This window comes from Methylobacterium sp. NPDC097929 (assembly GCF_049543375.1).
Taxonomy (GTDB): Bacteria; Pseudomonadota; Alphaproteobacteria; order Rhizobiales; family Beijerinckiaceae; genus Methylobacterium.
Genome location: NZ_JBMVEP010000003.1, coordinates 428417 through 442474 on the forward strand (window position 1 = coordinate 428417; position 14058 = coordinate 442474).

Here is a 14058-nt window from a genome sequence, read left to right on the forward strand (position 1 = left end):
TCGAGGACTGGGCACGCCTCGGCGGTGGCCTGGCATCGGCCGACGCCGACCTTCAATGCGTCCTTGGCGGCACTGCCACTGGCGGCCGCGGCATCCGATATCCCGGTTATGTCGTGTCGCCATCGCCATGACACCGGATCGGGTCCGTCGGTCCTGCAAGCCCCGTCGACCTGCCGACGGTGGCGGCGCTGGCCAAGCGAGCTGCCGGGTCCGGCCAACGACAACGGCGCCACCTCGTGGCCGCTTTGGGCCGCGCGCGGGATGGCGGTGGGTCTGCTCCTGCTCGTCGGCCTAGCCGGTATCCTCGCGTCCTGATGCCGGTCGTTCGCGAGCGCCGACGGTCTAGGTCGCGAACTCATAACGATTGGTCCGGTTGCCCGCCCGGATCGTTGGTTCTCTGGCAATGGAGGGTCTTGCATGGCGCGGTTTGATCTGACGGACGCGGAGTGGGCGGCGATCGAGCCGGTTCTTCCGACGGACGTGCGCGGCAAGGATCGGGCAGATGACCGGCGGGTGCTGAACGGCATCTTCTGGCGGCTGCGCACGGGCGCGCCCTGGGCCGACATCCCGGCCCGCTACGGCCCGCACACGACGTGAGGCAACCGTTTCCGGCGCTGGCGCAAGCGCGGGGTCTGGGATCGTCTTTTGAAAGCCGTGTCAGAGACTTACGAGGGCGACCTGCAGATGATCGACTCCACCAGTGTGCGGGTCCATCAGCACGCTGGCTGCGCTAAAAAAAAGACGACCGATCCCGTGGCATGGGTCGCTCACGGGGCGGTCTGACCAGCAAGATCCACGCGCTGGTGGATGCCGAGGGCCGGCCGATCGCGCTCAAGATCACCGAAGGCCAAGCGCACGATGGCCGGGCGGCCGACGACATGCTCGGCAATCTGGGGCCGGGGCAGACCCTTCTGGGGGATCGGGCCTACGACAGCGATGCGCGGCGCGAGCGCCTGGCCGAGCAAGGGGCCTGGGCCAACGTGAAGCCGATGCCCAACCGCAAGAACGTGCCCGCCTTCAGCGCCTTCCTGTTCAAGCACCGCAATCTGGTCGAGCGGTTCTTCAGCAAGATCAAGCACTTCCGTGCGGTCGCGACCCGATACGACAAGGACCCGGAAAACTTCCTCGCCGGCGTCAAGCTCGCAGCCGTTCGCGTCTGGCTCCGAACTTTATGAGTCTGCGACCTAATGCAGGCGGTTGGAGGCCAGGGCCGCGCGGTCGGCGAGCTCGACCTGACCGCGACGCAGGATCACGAGACCGGCCTCGGCCCATTGCGCCAGAATGCGGCTGACGACCTCGCGGACGCTGCCCACATCGGCGGCGAGCTGTTGGTGGGTCTTGTGGACAACGCCGTCGGGTCCGGCCTCCGTGAGGAGCCGGCGCGCGAGCCTTTGCTCCAGCGGCGCGAAAGCCACCTCCTCGATCAGCGTAAACATGCTCGCCATGAGCCTGGAATAGTCGTCGAGGACGAAGCTTCGAAACTCCGGGCTCTCCGCCATCAACTGCTGGAACGTTGAGGCAGGGATCGCCGCCAGTTCGGTGCGTTCCTCCGCGATGCTCGCGGCAGGGAAGCCCCCGCCGGCCAACAGGCACTGGGTAGTGAGCACGCATGTCCCGCCCGCGCCGACCTTATAGATCAGCACCTCGCGCCCGCCCTCCGACATCCGGAACACGCGGGTCCGACCATCGATGCACATGAGGTAGTTCGCGCAAGCGCCATCGAGCTCGTATGCGACGGCACCGGCTTCGAGGATGGGGAAGTGCACCGTGCCGCGCGCGATCTGCAGGTGGGCGGCGGAGAAGCCCTTGATGAGGGGAAAGCGCTCGATCCAGCGCTCGACCTGATAGTTGACCGGCATATGTGTCGTCCGCCTGCCGCCGGCGCGATTCATGACCGCCCGGTCGTTCTTGGAAGTTTCTCCCGCCGTTCCAGGCCGGTGTTACCTAAGGTCACCGGCTCGTTCGGGCTCACCGGCATAACATTTTCCACGAGGTCCCATAAGCCGATCACCGGGACGCAACACCAAGCCGTCCCAGGGCACCTCGACGCACCAAGACCAAGCCGCCAGCGGCTGAACTCTGTCCGCCCTGCCAAACGACTTCCCTCCCTTGAACCCGCCGCCGCCGCCGTTCCTGAGAGAATCGTGAGCGGCTTCCGACTTGCGTGACCCAGGTCACCGACGCCTGGCCGGATAAGGGCTATCGTCTCCTCAATCGGACCTGCGAACGGCAGGCATGACGACAACGGAGGAGCAAACGCCATGGCATCATCGCGCCGGACGACCGCCCTGCTGGCGGGCCTGACCCTGCCCATCCTGCTGGCCGCCGGATCGGCCCATGCCGCGGCGGGCGACTCCGATAACCAACGCGCCGAGCGCTGGGGCGAGATCAAGCAGCAGATCTTCGGCGACGCCAAGATCCAGTCCGGGGGCAAGGCGGTGAAGATCGACGCCCCTAAGCGGGCGGATGACGCCTCCCTGGTGCCGATCACCCTGACCGTGCCCGACAAGGACAACGTCGCGGAGTTGTCGCTCATCATCGACGACAACCCGACGCCGTACGCCGCCCACTTCGTCTTCGGCCCGGCGGCCGACCCCAGTGAGCTTAAGCTCCGAGTGCGCGTCAACAACTACACCGACGTCCACGCCGTCGCGAAGATGAAGGACGGCACGTTGCAGGAGGCCACGGAGTACGTGAAGGCGTCCGGCGGCTGCTCGGCACCGATGGGCATGAGCGACGAGGAGGCGATGCAGGGCATGGGCGACATGCGCATGAAGTTCGGCGAGACGGTGCCAGGCAAGCCCGTCCAGGCGACCCTGATGATCCGCCACCCAAACTTCTCGGGCATGCAGATGAACCAAGTGACACGCGACTACACCCCGGCCCGCTACATCCAGAAGATCACCGTCAGCTACGGCGACAAGAGCGTCTTCACGATGGACGGAGACATCTCAATCTCTGCGAACCCCGTCATTAATTTTGGGTACCTGCCTGACGGCGCCGGCCCGATAAAGGTCACCGCCACGGACAACCAGGGTGGCCACTGGGAGAAGAGCTTCCCAGTCCGCTCGGCAAGCAACTGATGCGACCCGTGCTCCGCCTTTCCATCGTGGCCGCGGCGGCCGTGTTCCTGATCGCCGCAGCGCCCGCCGACTCACCCGTCGGCGTGCGGGAGCCCGACGGCTACTGGCAGGGGGCGCTGCACGGCTACACGCCGCAGACCCTCGCAGGGGCCACCGTCGTCGATGCCGGCGAAGTCGCCAAGCTGATCGAGGTGCATAAGCCGGTACTTCTTGACGTTTCAGAGATCGACCGGAAGCCCGCGGGCCTGCCTCCGGGCGGCCTGTGGTTCCCCATCCACCGCAACATCCCCGGAAGCACGTGGCTGCCGGGCTCGGGTGAAGGGGACCTCGACGCGGCCGCCCAGGACGCCCTCAAGGCACGGGTCGCCGATCTCACCGGGGGCGACCTCGAAAGGCCCATCGTCACCTACTGCCACCCCGACTGCTGGGGCAGTTGGAACCTCGGCAAGCGCCTCGTCGCCCTGGGCTACCGGAAAGTCCACTGGTTCCCGCAGGGCATAGAGGGCTGGCAGGACGGCCATGACACAGCCGTGTCACGCCCCGACGCGCGATGGGCCGCACGCCCGAAGTCGACCGTCGGCCAATGACGACCATCATCCTCCATCCCGAAGGCTCGCCTCAATGATCCGCCGTACCCTCCTCGCCCTCCTCGCGGCGGCGCCGTTCGGGCTCGCCCCGGCCCAGGCCGCCGACTTCCTCCCGTACACGCCGGAAGCCCTGGCCGCCGCGCAGAAGGCCGGCAAACCCATCCTGGTCGAGATCAGCGCGCCCTGGTGCCCGATCTGCAAGACGCAAAGGCCCATCCTGGCGAAGCTTGGGGCCGACCCGCGGTTCAAGGATCTGCAGGTGTTCGACGTCGACTTCGACAGCCAGAAGCCGGCTCTCAAGGCACTCAACGCCCGCATGCAAAGCACGTTGATCGCGTTCAAGGGCGAGAAGGAGGTCGGGCGCTCCATCGGCGAGACCCAGCCCGAGTGGATCGAGGGCCTCGTGGAAAAGGCGCTCTGAGGCGAAACCCATGGTCGCCACCCTCGGCCTCGCCTTCCTCGCCGGCATCCTCTCCGTCCTGTCGCCGTGCGTGCTGCCGCTTCTGCCCTTGGTGCTCGGCGCGGCCGCTTCCGAGCACCGCCTGGGCCCCGCGGCGCTGGCCGCAGGTCTCGCGCTGTCCTTCGTCGTGATCGGCCTGTTCGTCGCCACGGTAGGCTTCGCCATCGGGCTCGACACCGACGTCTTCCGCACCGTCGCCGCGATCCTGCTGGTTCTGGTCGGCCTCGTCCTGATGGTCCCGGCGGTCCAGACGCGGCTGGCGGTGGCCGCCGGACCGGTGAGCGACTGGACCGAGACTCGGTTCGGCGGCTTCTCGACCGCCGGCCTCCTCGGCCAGTTCGGCGTCGGCCTCCTGCTTGGTGCCGTCTGGAGCCCCTGCGTCGGCCCGACGCTGGGCGCCGCCTCGCTCCTGGCCTCCCAGGGTCGGGATCTCGGCACCGTCGCCTTGACCATGTTCCTTTTCGGCATCGGCGCGGCGCTTCCGCTCCTGCTTCTCGGCACCCTGTCGCGCGAGGTCCTCATGCGCTGGCGCAACCGCATGATGAGCGCCGGCAAGGGTCTGAAGGCCGCGCTGGGCCTGATCCTGGTGGTGAGCGGGGCCGTGATCCTCGCGGGCTACGACAAGGCCATCGAGACCGCGCTGGTGAACGCTTCGCCGTCCTGGCTCACCGACCTCACCACTCGCCTCTGAGGGCCCGATCACCGATGCGTCTCGTCCGTTCCTGTCTCGCCGCCTGCCTCGTCTTGACGCCTTTCGGTGCCGAGGCCTGGGACATGATGGGTACCAAACGGATCGAGTTGCGCACCCGTGACGGCGACATCATCCCCGTGGGTTCCGTGACCTTCGAACCGGACGGCGCGGGGTCGAGGTTCAAGCTCGCGCTCGACCTGGCCGACTTCCGCGACCATTTCCTGTCCATGCGCGAGTTCAAGTGCGTGGAGGGGCCCGAGCTGCAGTGCTACGTGCCTTACCCGTACAAGAATCCCGCCACCGTCACGCGGGCCGATCTCTCCTGGCTGGAGCACAGCCTGATCTTCTTCTTCAAGGCCCCGACTGACTATGGAGCCAAACTGGCGAATGGACTGTACTATACGATGCAGATCACCGATGCCGGCATCGTGGGCATACCGCAATCGGTCGATCTCAACGAGATCGCCGCTCCGCCGGGCAATCCCGAATTACCACCCTTGGGACCCGAGAGCAGGTCTGACATTGAGCCGCGCGCGCGGTGGATAGAGGCCCTGATCATCCGATGACGAGGTTCTGACCGTCACTGTAGACAGCCAAAATAGTCGTCCTCGATCCGCTCGCCTCTCGAAACCACCAATAACCCTCCTCTTCGCTATAGCCTTGAACCTGATAGGAAACGATCTGAGCCTCCGCGAAGGCTGCGACCGCTTCCCGGCTCGGGAATCCTTCCTTGTAGACCCCGATCCACGATACGAGTTGTCCGGGCCCCAAAGGACGCTCGAAGCGGTGGATACAGGCCATTTGATCCCGCTGCCTCCTTTTGATGTATTCCTATATACCTACCTCTGGAGGGGCCAATAATACTTCATTCATGGCTGATGCAGCCATGATGGATCGCCTATAGTATTTGCCATGAGCTTCGATCAGATACGCAAGTAGCTCCAGCCCGCCTCTTGTAGTGTCACCAGCCGGACGGCACCGGCACGCACCACGCCGACGTTCGGCAACAGTTCCAATTTATGCCCTTCCGCGTGTTCCATGGCAGCAATTGTGTTGCCGCAGGCTGAAAGTGCGATACCTGGAACACTGTCCGTTACTGATTGAATACGAGCCCTGACCGTTGAGGTATCGGACCGAACCATGTGAAGACCGGGGCCGTAGGCGACGATCTCGACCTCGACCTCTTCGGCAGCCTCGCCGAATTCACGCGCGAGGTTGACGGCATTGTTGAGGGCGAGATCGAACACGCCGGCATCGTTCGTGCTCACCTGCATCGCAATCCGATGCGTTTTCACGCCGGTCTCGGCGGCCCTGGCCCGCGTGGCTACCAGCGTGGCCATCAGCGTCGCGATGCCCGACACGCCCCTGCGTGACATCATCATGTTCGATCCTCCCGCCCTTGCGATGTCGTTGGCCCCCGACGCCGCGTGAGGGCTTTTGCTTGAGCGGACCTGACGGCGTCAGTCCGCGGAGGCTCGGCTCAGGCAGGCACGAATCGGAAGGCGTCGCCGGATCGCTCGACGCGGCCGACACCCGAGCCCGGCAAGTGGAATCCGACGAGCGTCATCCGCTCGTTGGCCAAGCGGTCGAGCAGAGCAAGGCGGGTGCGAATCGCCAGATCGCGGTCCAGGTCGCTTCCGAACGCCCAGCCGGGCCGGCGGAAGGAGATGAGCGCATGGCTGAGGGCGTCGCCACCGATCAGGATCTGCTCACGCCCCGCCTCGACGAGGACCGAGGCGTGCCCCGGCGTGTGCCCGGGCGTCGCCACGTAGGTGAGGCCCGGCGCGACTGTCTCGCCGGGCTTGCGCCGCTCCATCTTGGCTTCCAGGCGCTTGAGCGTGCGCCGGGAGCCGACCGCCAATCCTTTCAGCCAGTCCGGCACCGTCGTCTCGACGTCGTCGCGGGTCCAGAAGTCCCATTCCGCGGCCGGCACGACGTAGCGGGCATTGGGAAACCGCTCGCTGTCGTCGAAATCGTCGACGGCGCCCCAAAGGTGGTCGGGATGGGCGTGCGTGAACACGACCCGGGTGACCGCTTCGCGCGCGACACCGGCCGCCTCCAGCGTGTCCGAAAGCTTGCCCGCCGTCGGCTGGAAGGAGTTGCCCGAACCCGCATCGATCAGGATGACCTCGCCGCCGACGCGCACGACGGACACGTTCGTCGGGATCGGGCCGGCTTCGAGGGGTTCCTGCGCGGTCTTGAAGAGCGCCTCGACCTCTGCGCGCGGCGCTTCGGGCAGCATGAAGCCGAGGGACGAGGCCAGCGTGCCGTCGCTGGCCGTCTTCACTATACCCTTGTCCAGGTCCTTGCCGGCCTCGACGGCTTCCGCCGGAGCGGCGGCTGTCCGCCCTGTCGGCCAAGCGGTTGCCAGCAGCGCCGTCATGCCGGCGACGACCGCCCGCCTGTCGCACGTCGAAGCATGCGATCCGGGCCTCACCGCGTTCTGAACCTCGGGCATCGTCGGACCTCCCGGATTGCCGCAGCCTACTGGACCGGCGCCGACGGCTTGGCCGCCTCGGATGCCTTCTCGGGGGTCACGTCGAGAGCGCGGGCGCGACTGGTGATGGCCGCCTCCTTCGGCAGGCAGTCCTTCATGCAGGGCTTGGCGTTCCAGAACTCCTTCTCCGCGGTCTCGCGGTCGTCCATGAAGAAGTTCTTCTCGTTCGGCAGGCGGATGGTGGCGAGGTTCTTCTCGTTCACCTCAAAGTCCTGATCCTTCAGGATGTCGTTGAGATAGAGAAGGTAGGCGGTGACCGAATAGGTCTCGTCGGGCGTCAGCGTCTGCGCCGCACCGAACGGCATCGCCCGATGGATGAAGTCGAACACGGTCGAGACGTAGGGCCAGTACGAGCCGACGGTCTTGACCGGGCTGTCCGACTTGATCGTGCCGGCGCCGCCCGCGAGTTCGGGCCAGCGGCCGGCGCCCTCGCCGAACTCGCCGTGGCAACTGGCGCAACGCTCCTGAAAGATCGTCTCGCCGAGCGCTGCCGTGCCCTTGCCTACCGGCAGACCCTGGCCGTCGGGGCGCACGTCGATGTCCCAGCCCTTGATCTCTTCCGGCGTCGCGGCGCGCCCGATGTTCAGCCGCTCCGCCGAAGCCGGCGCGACCGCCAGGAAGAGGCCTGCGAAGGCGATGAGGATGCGGTTAGGCGACCTCGACATTCTCGATCTCCCCGTTGGGCAGCACGTGCCAGGTCTGGATGCCGTTGTTGTGGTAGATCGAGTTGAGACCGCGGTGCTGGCGCAACGCCGCCTTGGTGGGCTGGACATAGCCGGTCTCGTCGACGGCGCGCGATTGCAGCAACAGCGGATCGCCGTTCCAGTCGAACTCGTAATAGAAGCGCGTCAGCGCCTTATCGAGCACGGGCCCGTCGAGGCGCGCGGCGCGCCAATTGCGCCCGCCGTCCAGCGAAACATCGACGCTCCGGATCGCGCCACGGCCGGACCAGGCGAGGCCCGAGAGCACCGTGAAGCCTTTGCGGTGCAACGGCGCCTGCGGGCTCGGATCGGTGATGATGGACTTCGCGTCCATGGCCCAGGTGAAGCGCCGGGCCTGCCCGTCCGGCAGGAGAGCGGTGTATTTCGAGGTTTCTTCGCGGGTGTGCCAGGGCTCGTCGCCGACCTTGATCCGGCGCAACCACTTCACCCACATGTTGCCCTGCCAGCCGGGCAGGACGAGGCGCAAGGGATAGCCGTGCTCGGGATAGAGCGCCTCGCCGTTCATGGCGTAGGCGACGATGGCGTCGTCCAGCGCCTTCTCGATCGGCACTGACCGGGTCATCGCCGAGGCGTCGGCGCCTTCCGGCAGCAGCCACTTGGCGTTGGTCTTGAGTCCCGCCTCTTCCAGCAGGCGCTTGAGCGGCACACCGGTGTACATCACGCAGTGGATCATGCCGTGGGTGAACTGGCAGCCGTTGAGTTGCGCGCCCTTCCACTCCATGCCGGAATTGGCCGCGCATTCGAGGAAGGCGATGCGGTTGACGCGAGGGAAGCGCTTCACGTCCTCCAAGGTCAGCATAAGCGGCTTCTCGACGAGGCCGTGGATCATCAGCCGATGCTCGGCCGGGTCGATCTCGGCGATGCCGCCGTGATGACGCTCGAAGCCGAGGCCGTTCGGGGTGATGATGCCCTCCAGCCGGTGCAGCGGCGTGAAGCTGACCGAACTCTGACGAGAGGCGGTCAACCACTCGACATCGCGGCGCACCACGTCCGCCTCGAACTTCGAGGGGCGGCCGTAGGGCCGGCTGACGACGCCGTCGCCGAGGGATTGCGACCATTCGGGCACGTTCGGCGGCAGGTTCTTGGCATCCGGCATCTCGGCGGCGGCCCGGCCTGCGAAGGCACCGGCTCCGACCGCGCCGCCCAGCGCGAGCCCACTGCGCAGGAATGATCTCCGGGAGGTCGGCCTCGACGAATTGGCGCGCTGCTTCGGTTCAGACATGGGCCTCTCCGAACTGTTTCATGTATTATGATATGTGAATGTTTAAGTCGCGGTTATGCGCCGCGGACAGTGACTTGCGCTGGCGTCGGGCTCACCGTTCCCTTCCGCTGGACATGCGCAGCCACGACGTCCCAAATCGGCGGCCCCTCGGTGCCCTCGTTGACGCTGGCCCAGCCGGCCACGGTGTAGGACGCCCCCGCCTCGATCGGCTTGCCGGTGCGCAGGAGCGTCAGGTCGGAGATGCGTTGCCCGGCCGGGCGGGCGATGTCGATGGCGTAGGAGACGCCGCCGACCCGCACCATGTCGCCACCCTGCTGGTAATACGGGTCCTCGTTGAAGAGGTTGTCGGCCACGTCCTCCAGCACTTCCTTGAGTCGGGCGCCGGTCATGGTCATGCGGTAGGCCGCCGGGTAGGTGATGGCGGTGGCGTTGTAGATGTCCTCGCGGGTGATCGGCTGCCCCGGAAGCAGCGTCGTGCCCCAGCGGAAGCCCGGCGAGAGCGCGATCTCGGCATCCCGCTCCGAGAGCAGCGCGTCGCAGATCATGTCGTCGAGGGTGCCGTTGAAGTTGCCGCGCCGGTAGAGCAGGCTCTCGGTCCGGCCGAGCTCCTCCCCCAGCATGACTTCGTGGGGCGCCCGGATCGCCTGGATCCTGGCCGCCATCGCCGCCTGCGGGGCGATCACGTCGGAGAAGATCGGGATCAACTTCGAGCGAAAGCCTTTCACCGCGCCGTCCCGTACGTCGAGATCGACCCGGGTCAGGAACTTGCCGTGGCTGCCCGAGGCGATGAGCAGGGTCCGGCCGACCTTCACCGCCTGCGGCAGCGCATCGTGGGTGTGGCCGGTGAGGACCACGTCGATGCCCTTCACCCGCGAAGCGAGCTTGCGATCGACGTCGAAGCCGTTGTGCGAGAGCAGGACGATAAGGTCGGCGCCCTCCTTGCGGGCCTTGTCGATGCTGGCCTGCACGTCCTCCTCGCGGATGCCGAACGACCAGTTCGGTATCATCCAGCGCGGGTTGGCGATGGGCGTGTAGGGGAAGGCCTGCCCGATCACCGCGACCTTCGCGCCGCCGCGCTCGAACATCTTCGTGGATTCGAAGGCCGGCTCGTTCCACTCGGCGTCGCGCACGTTCTGGCCGAGGAACGGGCAGCCGAGCCCGTCGACGATCTCCTTCACGCGGTCGGTGCCGAGGGTGAATTCCCAGTGGCCCGTCATGGCGTCGGGTTTGAGCAGCGCCATGCAATCGACCATGTCCTGGCCCTTGCTCAGCATCGACGTGTAGCTGTTCTGCCAAGTGTCGCCGCCGTCGAGGAACAGCACCTTGTCGCCCCGTTCGGCGCGGATCGCCTCGAGCACCGTGGCGATGCGGTCGAGGCCGCCCATGCGGCCGTAGCTGCGGGCGAGCGCGACGTAGTCCTCCGGCGTCAGGGCGTGGGCGAGCGGCGAGCCGCCGGGAATGCCGTAGAGGTCGAGCGTGGCGCGCCCCGTGATGTGGGGTACCTGCCCCCGCGCCTCGCCGACGCCGAGATTGGTCGAGGGCTCGCGGAACAGCACCGGCCGGAGCTGCGCGTGGATATCGGTCAGATGGACCAGGGTGACGTTGCCCATCGGCTCGAAGGCCAGGAGGTCGTCCTGGGTGAGGCGCTGCTGGGCGAAGGCGCGGGTCCAGCCCGACGGCACGAGGGCGGCGGTGGCGGCGGCGATCTGCAGGAAGTCGCGGCGTGAGGTCATGGTTCGCGTCCCCGCGCTCAGTTGCGGACGGCAGGCGTCTCGACCGGAAGGCCGAGGCCGCGCCAAGCGACGTAGGTTTCGAGGGCGACGAACTCGTCGGAGAGCGGCTTGAAGGGCGTGGCCCGCACGTCCTGCATGCAGCCCTCCATGCGCTCGTGCAGCGGCACGAGGCGCTGGTCGCGCAGACGGTAGACGGGAAAACCGTTGCTCTGGCCCTGGCTGAGGAAATCCGCGCGCAGATACTTGCCGTGGTTCGACTGGTGGCAACTCGCGCAGGCGAGGTCGAGCTGGCCGTTGCGCTGGTAGTAGAGGGCCTTGCCGCGTTCGAACCAGGGCGTCATCGGCCCGTCGACCTTCACGGCGACCGGCATGCCGCGGGACTGGTTGCGAAGGTAGGTCGTCATGGCGGTGAGTTCGGGCGAGCCGAAGGCCCAGGGCTCGGCCTTCATCGCCCCCTTGCGGCAGAGGTCGATCCGCTGTTCGAGGTTGACCGGCTTCCCAAGCTTCTCGTTCCACTTCGGATAGGCGGCCGCGACGCCCTTCATGGAGGTGGCCGCCTCGTTGTGGCAGCTCGCGCAGGACTTGCCCGCCGCCCCGTCGATCTTCGACCAGAGTTCCTCGCCCTGCTCCACGGCGAGGAAGCCCGGATTGTTGAAGTCGTCGGCCTGCATGGCCTGCGTCTCCTTCGAGCGGAAATACAGGCCCGAGACGACCTGATCGAACGGGGAATCTGGGCTTTGCGGCGTGATGCCGTGTCCCTGCCAAGCCGGCCGCTCCGCGCCGTCCTGCGCCTGCGGCGCGACGGCGGAAGTCAGGATCACGGCGGCGGCCAAGGCCAGGCGAAGGGGAACGGACGGCATGGGGGGCTCCGACTCGGGCGTTGGCGGGCGCTGCGGGGCGGGACGCCCCGGGTAGGCGTCACGAGACCTTGATCTGCTCCGTGGCCTGGATTTTGGAGCCGTCGTCGTCGGTCCAAGTGAAGGTCAAGGTTCCCGACTCGGCGGGCTTGATCTTGAATTGAAAGTAGGGGTTGGCCGATACGGCGCCCTCCATATTGGCGCTGAAGATCGTCTTTCCGTTCAGGTCGCAGCTGAAGGCGTTCAGGATCTTGCGCGGGATGGTCTTGCCATCCTTGTCCTTGCGCTGACCCGATTCCATCGTGTGCGACACAAGCGTCTTCACCTCGATGACGCCGCCCTTGGCGATGTCCTTCTTGTCCAGTTTGATCCGCGGTTTCACGTCTGCCATGTCGTCCTCCGGGTCTCGTGCTGTCTCTTGTTCGTCCAGACGTCAGCCGCCGCAGCCGCCGATGGTGACCTTCACTTGGCGGACGTCGCTGAAGACCGAGCCGTCGTTCATGCGGGCGATCGCGACGACGTTCTGGGTCTCGGCGAGGCGGATGCGCGTGTTGGCTTCGGCGACGCTCGACGGCGAGAAATGGAAGCTGATGACGCCGGGGTTCGGATTGCCTTCGGCGACGATCATCACCTCCTCGACGAAGCTCTCCTCCGTCATCGGCACATCGACGCTCACCGTCATCGGCACGGTGTTGCCGTTCTCGGCGATCTCGGGGAGTTCGAGTCTGACCTTCCCCCTGACCGGCTCCTTGCCGCGGGTGAACGCCTTGATGGCTTCCTCGCTGTTGTTCTTGGCCGCACGCGCGGGCCCGGCGCGCAGGGACAGCGTCGCGGCCAGGACGGCGCCGGTGCCCAGGGCCAGGGCTTGGCGGCGGTTCATTGCGTTTCTCATCGGAAGCGGCTCCCGGGTCACGTCAGGGTTGGATCACTTGAGGGTGGTGAGGTAGGCGACCACGTCCTCGACCTGCTGGGCGGTGAGGATCGGCTTGCCCTGGAACTCGGCGCGGACACGGCTCAATCCGTCGATCCGGTAGAAGGCCGGCATCACGGTCGCTTCGCCGAAGACGTGCTTCGGATTGACCACGATCATGCGCAGATGCGCCGCGCTCCAGCGGCCGGCGACGCCGTCGAGGGAAGGTCCGACCTCGCCGTGGAACGATTCCGTCTTGAGCGACGAGACCTGATGGCAGCCGAGACAATTGCCCTGACGGCGGTTCACCACGACCTTGACGCCGGCGGCGGCGTCCCCGGCCTTGTCGGTGAGGGGATCGGGAACGGCGTCCGTCCCGTCGGCGGCGACGATCCGGAACGGCGCGAGGCCGCCCGAACCCGTCTCCGATGCGGCGGTCGTCGCCAGAGCGCAAGCTCCCGCGACCGCCAAGGCATGGATCTGCCTGCGCATCTGGCGTTTCCTCGGTGTGCCGTCTGGTGCGGCTTGCGCGGTCGGTCCCGACCGCTCGCTGCGTCGCCGGGCCTCAACCCATCGACATATGCGAATTATTGCAAGTTTGACCGGGGCGCCGTCCGAGTCAAGAAAAAAACTTCTACGTCGCGAGCCGCCGGCGATAAAACTATTCGCCGCCGCGGGGTGCCGGACGGTCGAGATAGGTTTCGAGATCGGTGCCGGCATAGGCGCGCTCGGCCACGAAGGCGAAGGTGCGCCGGAACTCCTCGGGCGGTACATAGCCCTTCATGCGCAGGACCTCCCGCTCCGCCGGAGCCTTGCCGGCGAGGGCCTCGACCGTCTCTCCGAAGAACTGCACCGTCGGCGTCGAGTAGACGCCGTACTTTGCGGCGAAGCCCTTCTCGGACAGGCGCTCGCCGTCGAAATCCGTGACCTCCCGGGCGCCGATGATGTTGAGCTGCAGGATGTCAAAGTGTTCCCGGACATACCGGCTGACGGCGGCGTCGGCGAAATTCACTTGGTGCAGCCGCTTGCAGAACGGGCAGCCTCGCAGTTCCCACAGGATTGCGAGGCGCCGGCCGTGCGCGCCGGCCGCGCGCAGGTCGTCGGCGAGGTCGAGGAAGCTCTCGAGGAACCAGGGCTGATGATAGAGGCCGTCGTCACCGAGGACGGCCTGAGCCCGGGCCCGGCCGGCAAGGGAGCTGCACGCCAGCCCCGCGACACCGCCACTCAGCAACCGGCGTCGCGTCAGCATGATCGCCATCGTGGCAGCCCTCCCGGCCGATATTCGATTTTATGCAT

The 14058-nt window shown here is 66.7% G+C and carries 16 protein-coding genes and 1 pseudogene; 6 read left to right on the forward strand and 11 right to left on the reverse strand.

The annotated features are described in order from the left end of the window. The first annotated feature begins 417 nt into the window (after positions 1 to 417). Positions 418 to 1175, forward strand: a pseudogene (locus tag ACPCJR_RS12180) (IS5 family transposase). Positions 1176 to 1184: 9 nt separating this feature from the next. Here the strand turns inward: ACPCJR_RS12180 and ACPCJR_RS12185 are convergent. After that, positions 1185 to 1859 (reverse strand): Crp/Fnr family transcriptional regulator, encoded by a 675-nt coding sequence (locus ACPCJR_RS12185; RefSeq protein ID WP_108939615.1) that lies wholly within the window; start codon positions 1857 to 1859, stop codon positions 1185 to 1187. Positions 1860 to 2261: 402 nt separating this feature from the next. Between ACPCJR_RS12185 and ACPCJR_RS12190 the strand changes: the two genes are divergently transcribed. From ACPCJR_RS12190 to ACPCJR_RS12210, 5 genes are read left to right on the forward strand one after another with little or no spacing between them, the layout of a single operon-like run. Next, positions 2262 to 3083: a quinoprotein dehydrogenase-associated SoxYZ-like carrier gene (locus ACPCJR_RS12190; RefSeq protein ID WP_108939614.1), complete on the forward strand. Its 822-nt coding sequence runs from the start codon at positions 2262 to 2264 to the stop codon at positions 3081 to 3083. Next, the gene (locus ACPCJR_RS12195) at positions 3083 to 3670 is read left to right on the forward strand and encodes a rhodanese-like domain-containing protein (RefSeq protein WP_108939613.1); all 588 of its coding nucleotides are present in this window, start codon (positions 3083 to 3085) and stop codon (positions 3668 to 3670) included. Before ACPCJR_RS12190 ends, ACPCJR_RS12195 begins: the two co-directional genes overlap by 1 nt. A gap of 34 nt (positions 3671 to 3704) precedes the next feature. Next, positions 3705 to 4091, forward strand: coding sequence for a thioredoxin family protein (locus tag ACPCJR_RS12200; protein ID WP_108939612.1), 387 nt, complete (start codon positions 3705 to 3707; stop codon positions 4089 to 4091). A 10-nt stretch (positions 4092 to 4101) separates the two neighbouring features. Then, positions 4102 to 4821 (forward strand): cytochrome c biogenesis CcdA family protein, encoded by a 720-nt coding sequence (locus ACPCJR_RS12205; RefSeq protein WP_108939611.1) that lies wholly within the window; start codon positions 4102 to 4104, stop codon positions 4819 to 4821. Between the two features lie 14 nt (positions 4822 to 4835). Beyond that, complete coding sequence (locus tag ACPCJR_RS12210) at positions 4836 to 5387, forward strand: hypothetical protein (RefSeq protein ID WP_108939610.1); 552 nt, start codon at positions 4836 to 4838, stop codon at positions 5385 to 5387. A 357-nt stretch (positions 5388 to 5744) separates the two neighbouring features. Here the strand turns inward: ACPCJR_RS12210 and ACPCJR_RS12215 are convergent, their stop codons facing one another. The 10 genes from ACPCJR_RS12215 to ACPCJR_RS12260 form a co-directional block, all read right to left on the reverse strand. Then, positions 5745 to 6203: a DsrE family protein gene (locus ACPCJR_RS12215; RefSeq protein ID WP_108939608.1), complete on the reverse strand. Its 459-nt coding sequence runs from the start codon at positions 6201 to 6203 to the stop codon at positions 5745 to 5747. Positions 6204 to 6301: 98 nt separating this feature from the next. Next, the gene (locus ACPCJR_RS12220; RefSeq protein WP_108939607.1) at positions 6302 to 7279 is read right to left on the reverse strand and encodes an MBL fold metallo-hydrolase; all 978 of its coding nucleotides are present in this window, start codon (positions 7277 to 7279) and stop codon (positions 6302 to 6304) included. A 26-nt stretch (positions 7280 to 7305) separates the two neighbouring features. Next, positions 7306 to 7983, reverse strand: a complete 678-nt coding sequence (locus ACPCJR_RS12225) for a c-type cytochrome (RefSeq protein WP_108939606.1) — start codon at positions 7981 to 7983, stop codon at positions 7306 to 7308. Then, complete coding sequence (gene soxC / locus ACPCJR_RS12230; RefSeq protein ID WP_108939605.1) at positions 7967 to 9262, reverse strand: sulfite dehydrogenase; 1296 nt, start codon at positions 9260 to 9262, stop codon at positions 7967 to 7969. The genes ACPCJR_RS12225 and soxC overlap by 17 nt, the downstream gene beginning before the upstream one ends. 53 nt (positions 9263 to 9315) lie before the next feature. Then, positions 9316 to 10995 (reverse strand): thiosulfohydrolase SoxB, encoded by a 1680-nt coding sequence (gene soxB / locus ACPCJR_RS12235; RefSeq protein ID WP_108939604.1) that lies wholly within the window; start codon positions 10993 to 10995, stop codon positions 9316 to 9318. 17 nt (positions 10996 to 11012) lie between these two features. Beyond that, complete coding sequence (gene soxA, locus ACPCJR_RS12240; protein ID WP_108939603.1) at positions 11013 to 11855, reverse strand: sulfur oxidation c-type cytochrome SoxA; 843 nt, start codon at positions 11853 to 11855, stop codon at positions 11013 to 11015. Positions 11856 to 11913: 58 nt separating this feature from the next. Further along, complete coding sequence (gene soxZ, locus ACPCJR_RS12245) at positions 11914 to 12243, reverse strand: thiosulfate oxidation carrier complex protein SoxZ (RefSeq protein WP_108939602.1); 330 nt, start codon at positions 12241 to 12243, stop codon at positions 11914 to 11916. A gap of 42 nt (positions 12244 to 12285) precedes the next feature. Beyond that, a complete protein-coding gene (soxY, locus tag ACPCJR_RS12250) occupies positions 12286 to 12744 on the reverse strand; it encodes a thiosulfate oxidation carrier protein SoxY (RefSeq protein ID WP_108939601.1) in 459 nt (152 codons plus the stop codon). Positions 12745 to 12777: 33 nt separating this feature from the next. Further along, positions 12778 to 13254: a sulfur oxidation c-type cytochrome SoxX gene (soxX, locus tag ACPCJR_RS12255; RefSeq protein ID WP_108939600.1), complete on the reverse strand. Its 477-nt coding sequence runs from the start codon at positions 13252 to 13254 to the stop codon at positions 12778 to 12780. Positions 13255 to 13423: 169 nt separating this feature from the next. Next, on the reverse strand, positions 13424 to 14011 hold the full coding sequence (locus ACPCJR_RS12260; RefSeq protein ID WP_108942866.1) for a thioredoxin family protein: 588 nt from the start codon (positions 14009 to 14011) through the stop codon (positions 13424 to 13426). Positions 14012 to 14058: the final 47 nt, after the last annotated feature.

What these genes read in the sequence shown, in the direction of transcription:
- soxZ (WP_108939602.1), bottom strand. Translation starts at nt 12,243, where the DNA reads ATGGCAGACGTGAAACCGCGGATCAAACTGGACAAGAAGGACATCGCC.
- soxY (WP_108939601.1), bottom strand. Translation starts at nt 12,744, where the DNA reads ATGAGAAACGCAATGAACCGCCGCCAAGCCCTGGCCCTGGGCACCGGC.
- soxX (WP_108939600.1), bottom strand. Translation starts at nt 13,254, where the DNA reads ATGCGCAGGCAGATCCATGCCTTGGCGGTCGCGGGAGCTTGCGCTCTG.
- ACPCJR_RS12215 (WP_108939608.1), bottom strand. Translation starts at nt 6,203, where the DNA reads ATGATGATGTCACGCAGGGGCGTGTCGGGCATCGCGACGCTGATGGCC.
- ACPCJR_RS12185 (WP_108939615.1), bottom strand. Translation starts at nt 1,859, where the DNA reads ATGCCGGTCAACTATCAGGTCGAGCGCTGGATCGAGCGCTTTCCCCTC.
- ACPCJR_RS12195 (WP_108939613.1), top strand. Translation starts at nt 3,083, where the DNA reads ATGCGACCCGTGCTCCGCCTTTCCATCGTGGCCGCGGCGGCCGTGTTC.
- ACPCJR_RS12225 (WP_108939606.1), bottom strand. Translation starts at nt 7,983, where the DNA reads ATGTCGAGGTCGCCTAACCGCATCCTCATCGCCTTCGCAGGCCTCTTC.
- soxB (WP_108939604.1), bottom strand. Translation starts at nt 10,995, where the DNA reads ATGACCTCACGCCGCGACTTCCTGCAGATCGCCGCCGCCACCGCCGCC.
- ACPCJR_RS12260 (WP_108942866.1), bottom strand. Translation starts at nt 14,011, where the DNA reads ATGCTGACGCGACGCCGGTTGCTGAGTGGCGGTGTCGCGGGGCTGGCG.
- soxA (WP_108939603.1), bottom strand. Translation starts at nt 11,855, where the DNA reads ATGCCGTCCGTTCCCCTTCGCCTGGCCTTGGCCGCCGCCGTGATCCTG.
- ACPCJR_RS12205 (WP_108939611.1), top strand. Translation starts at nt 4,102, where the DNA reads ATGGTCGCCACCCTCGGCCTCGCCTTCCTCGCCGGCATCCTCTCCGTC.
- ACPCJR_RS12190 (WP_108939614.1), top strand. Translation starts at nt 2,262, where the DNA reads ATGGCATCATCGCGCCGGACGACCGCCCTGCTGGCGGGCCTGACCCTG.
- ACPCJR_RS12220 (WP_108939607.1), bottom strand. Translation starts at nt 7,279, where the DNA reads ATGCCCGAGGTTCAGAACGCGGTGAGGCCCGGATCGCATGCTTCGACG.
- ACPCJR_RS12210 (WP_108939610.1), top strand. Translation starts at nt 4,836, where the DNA reads ATGCGTCTCGTCCGTTCCTGTCTCGCCGCCTGCCTCGTCTTGACGCCT.
- ACPCJR_RS12200 (WP_108939612.1), top strand. Translation starts at nt 3,705, where the DNA reads ATGATCCGCCGTACCCTCCTCGCCCTCCTCGCGGCGGCGCCGTTCGGG.
- soxC (WP_108939605.1), bottom strand. Translation starts at nt 9,262, where the DNA reads ATGTCTGAACCGAAGCAGCGCGCCAATTCGTCGAGGCCGACCTCCCGG.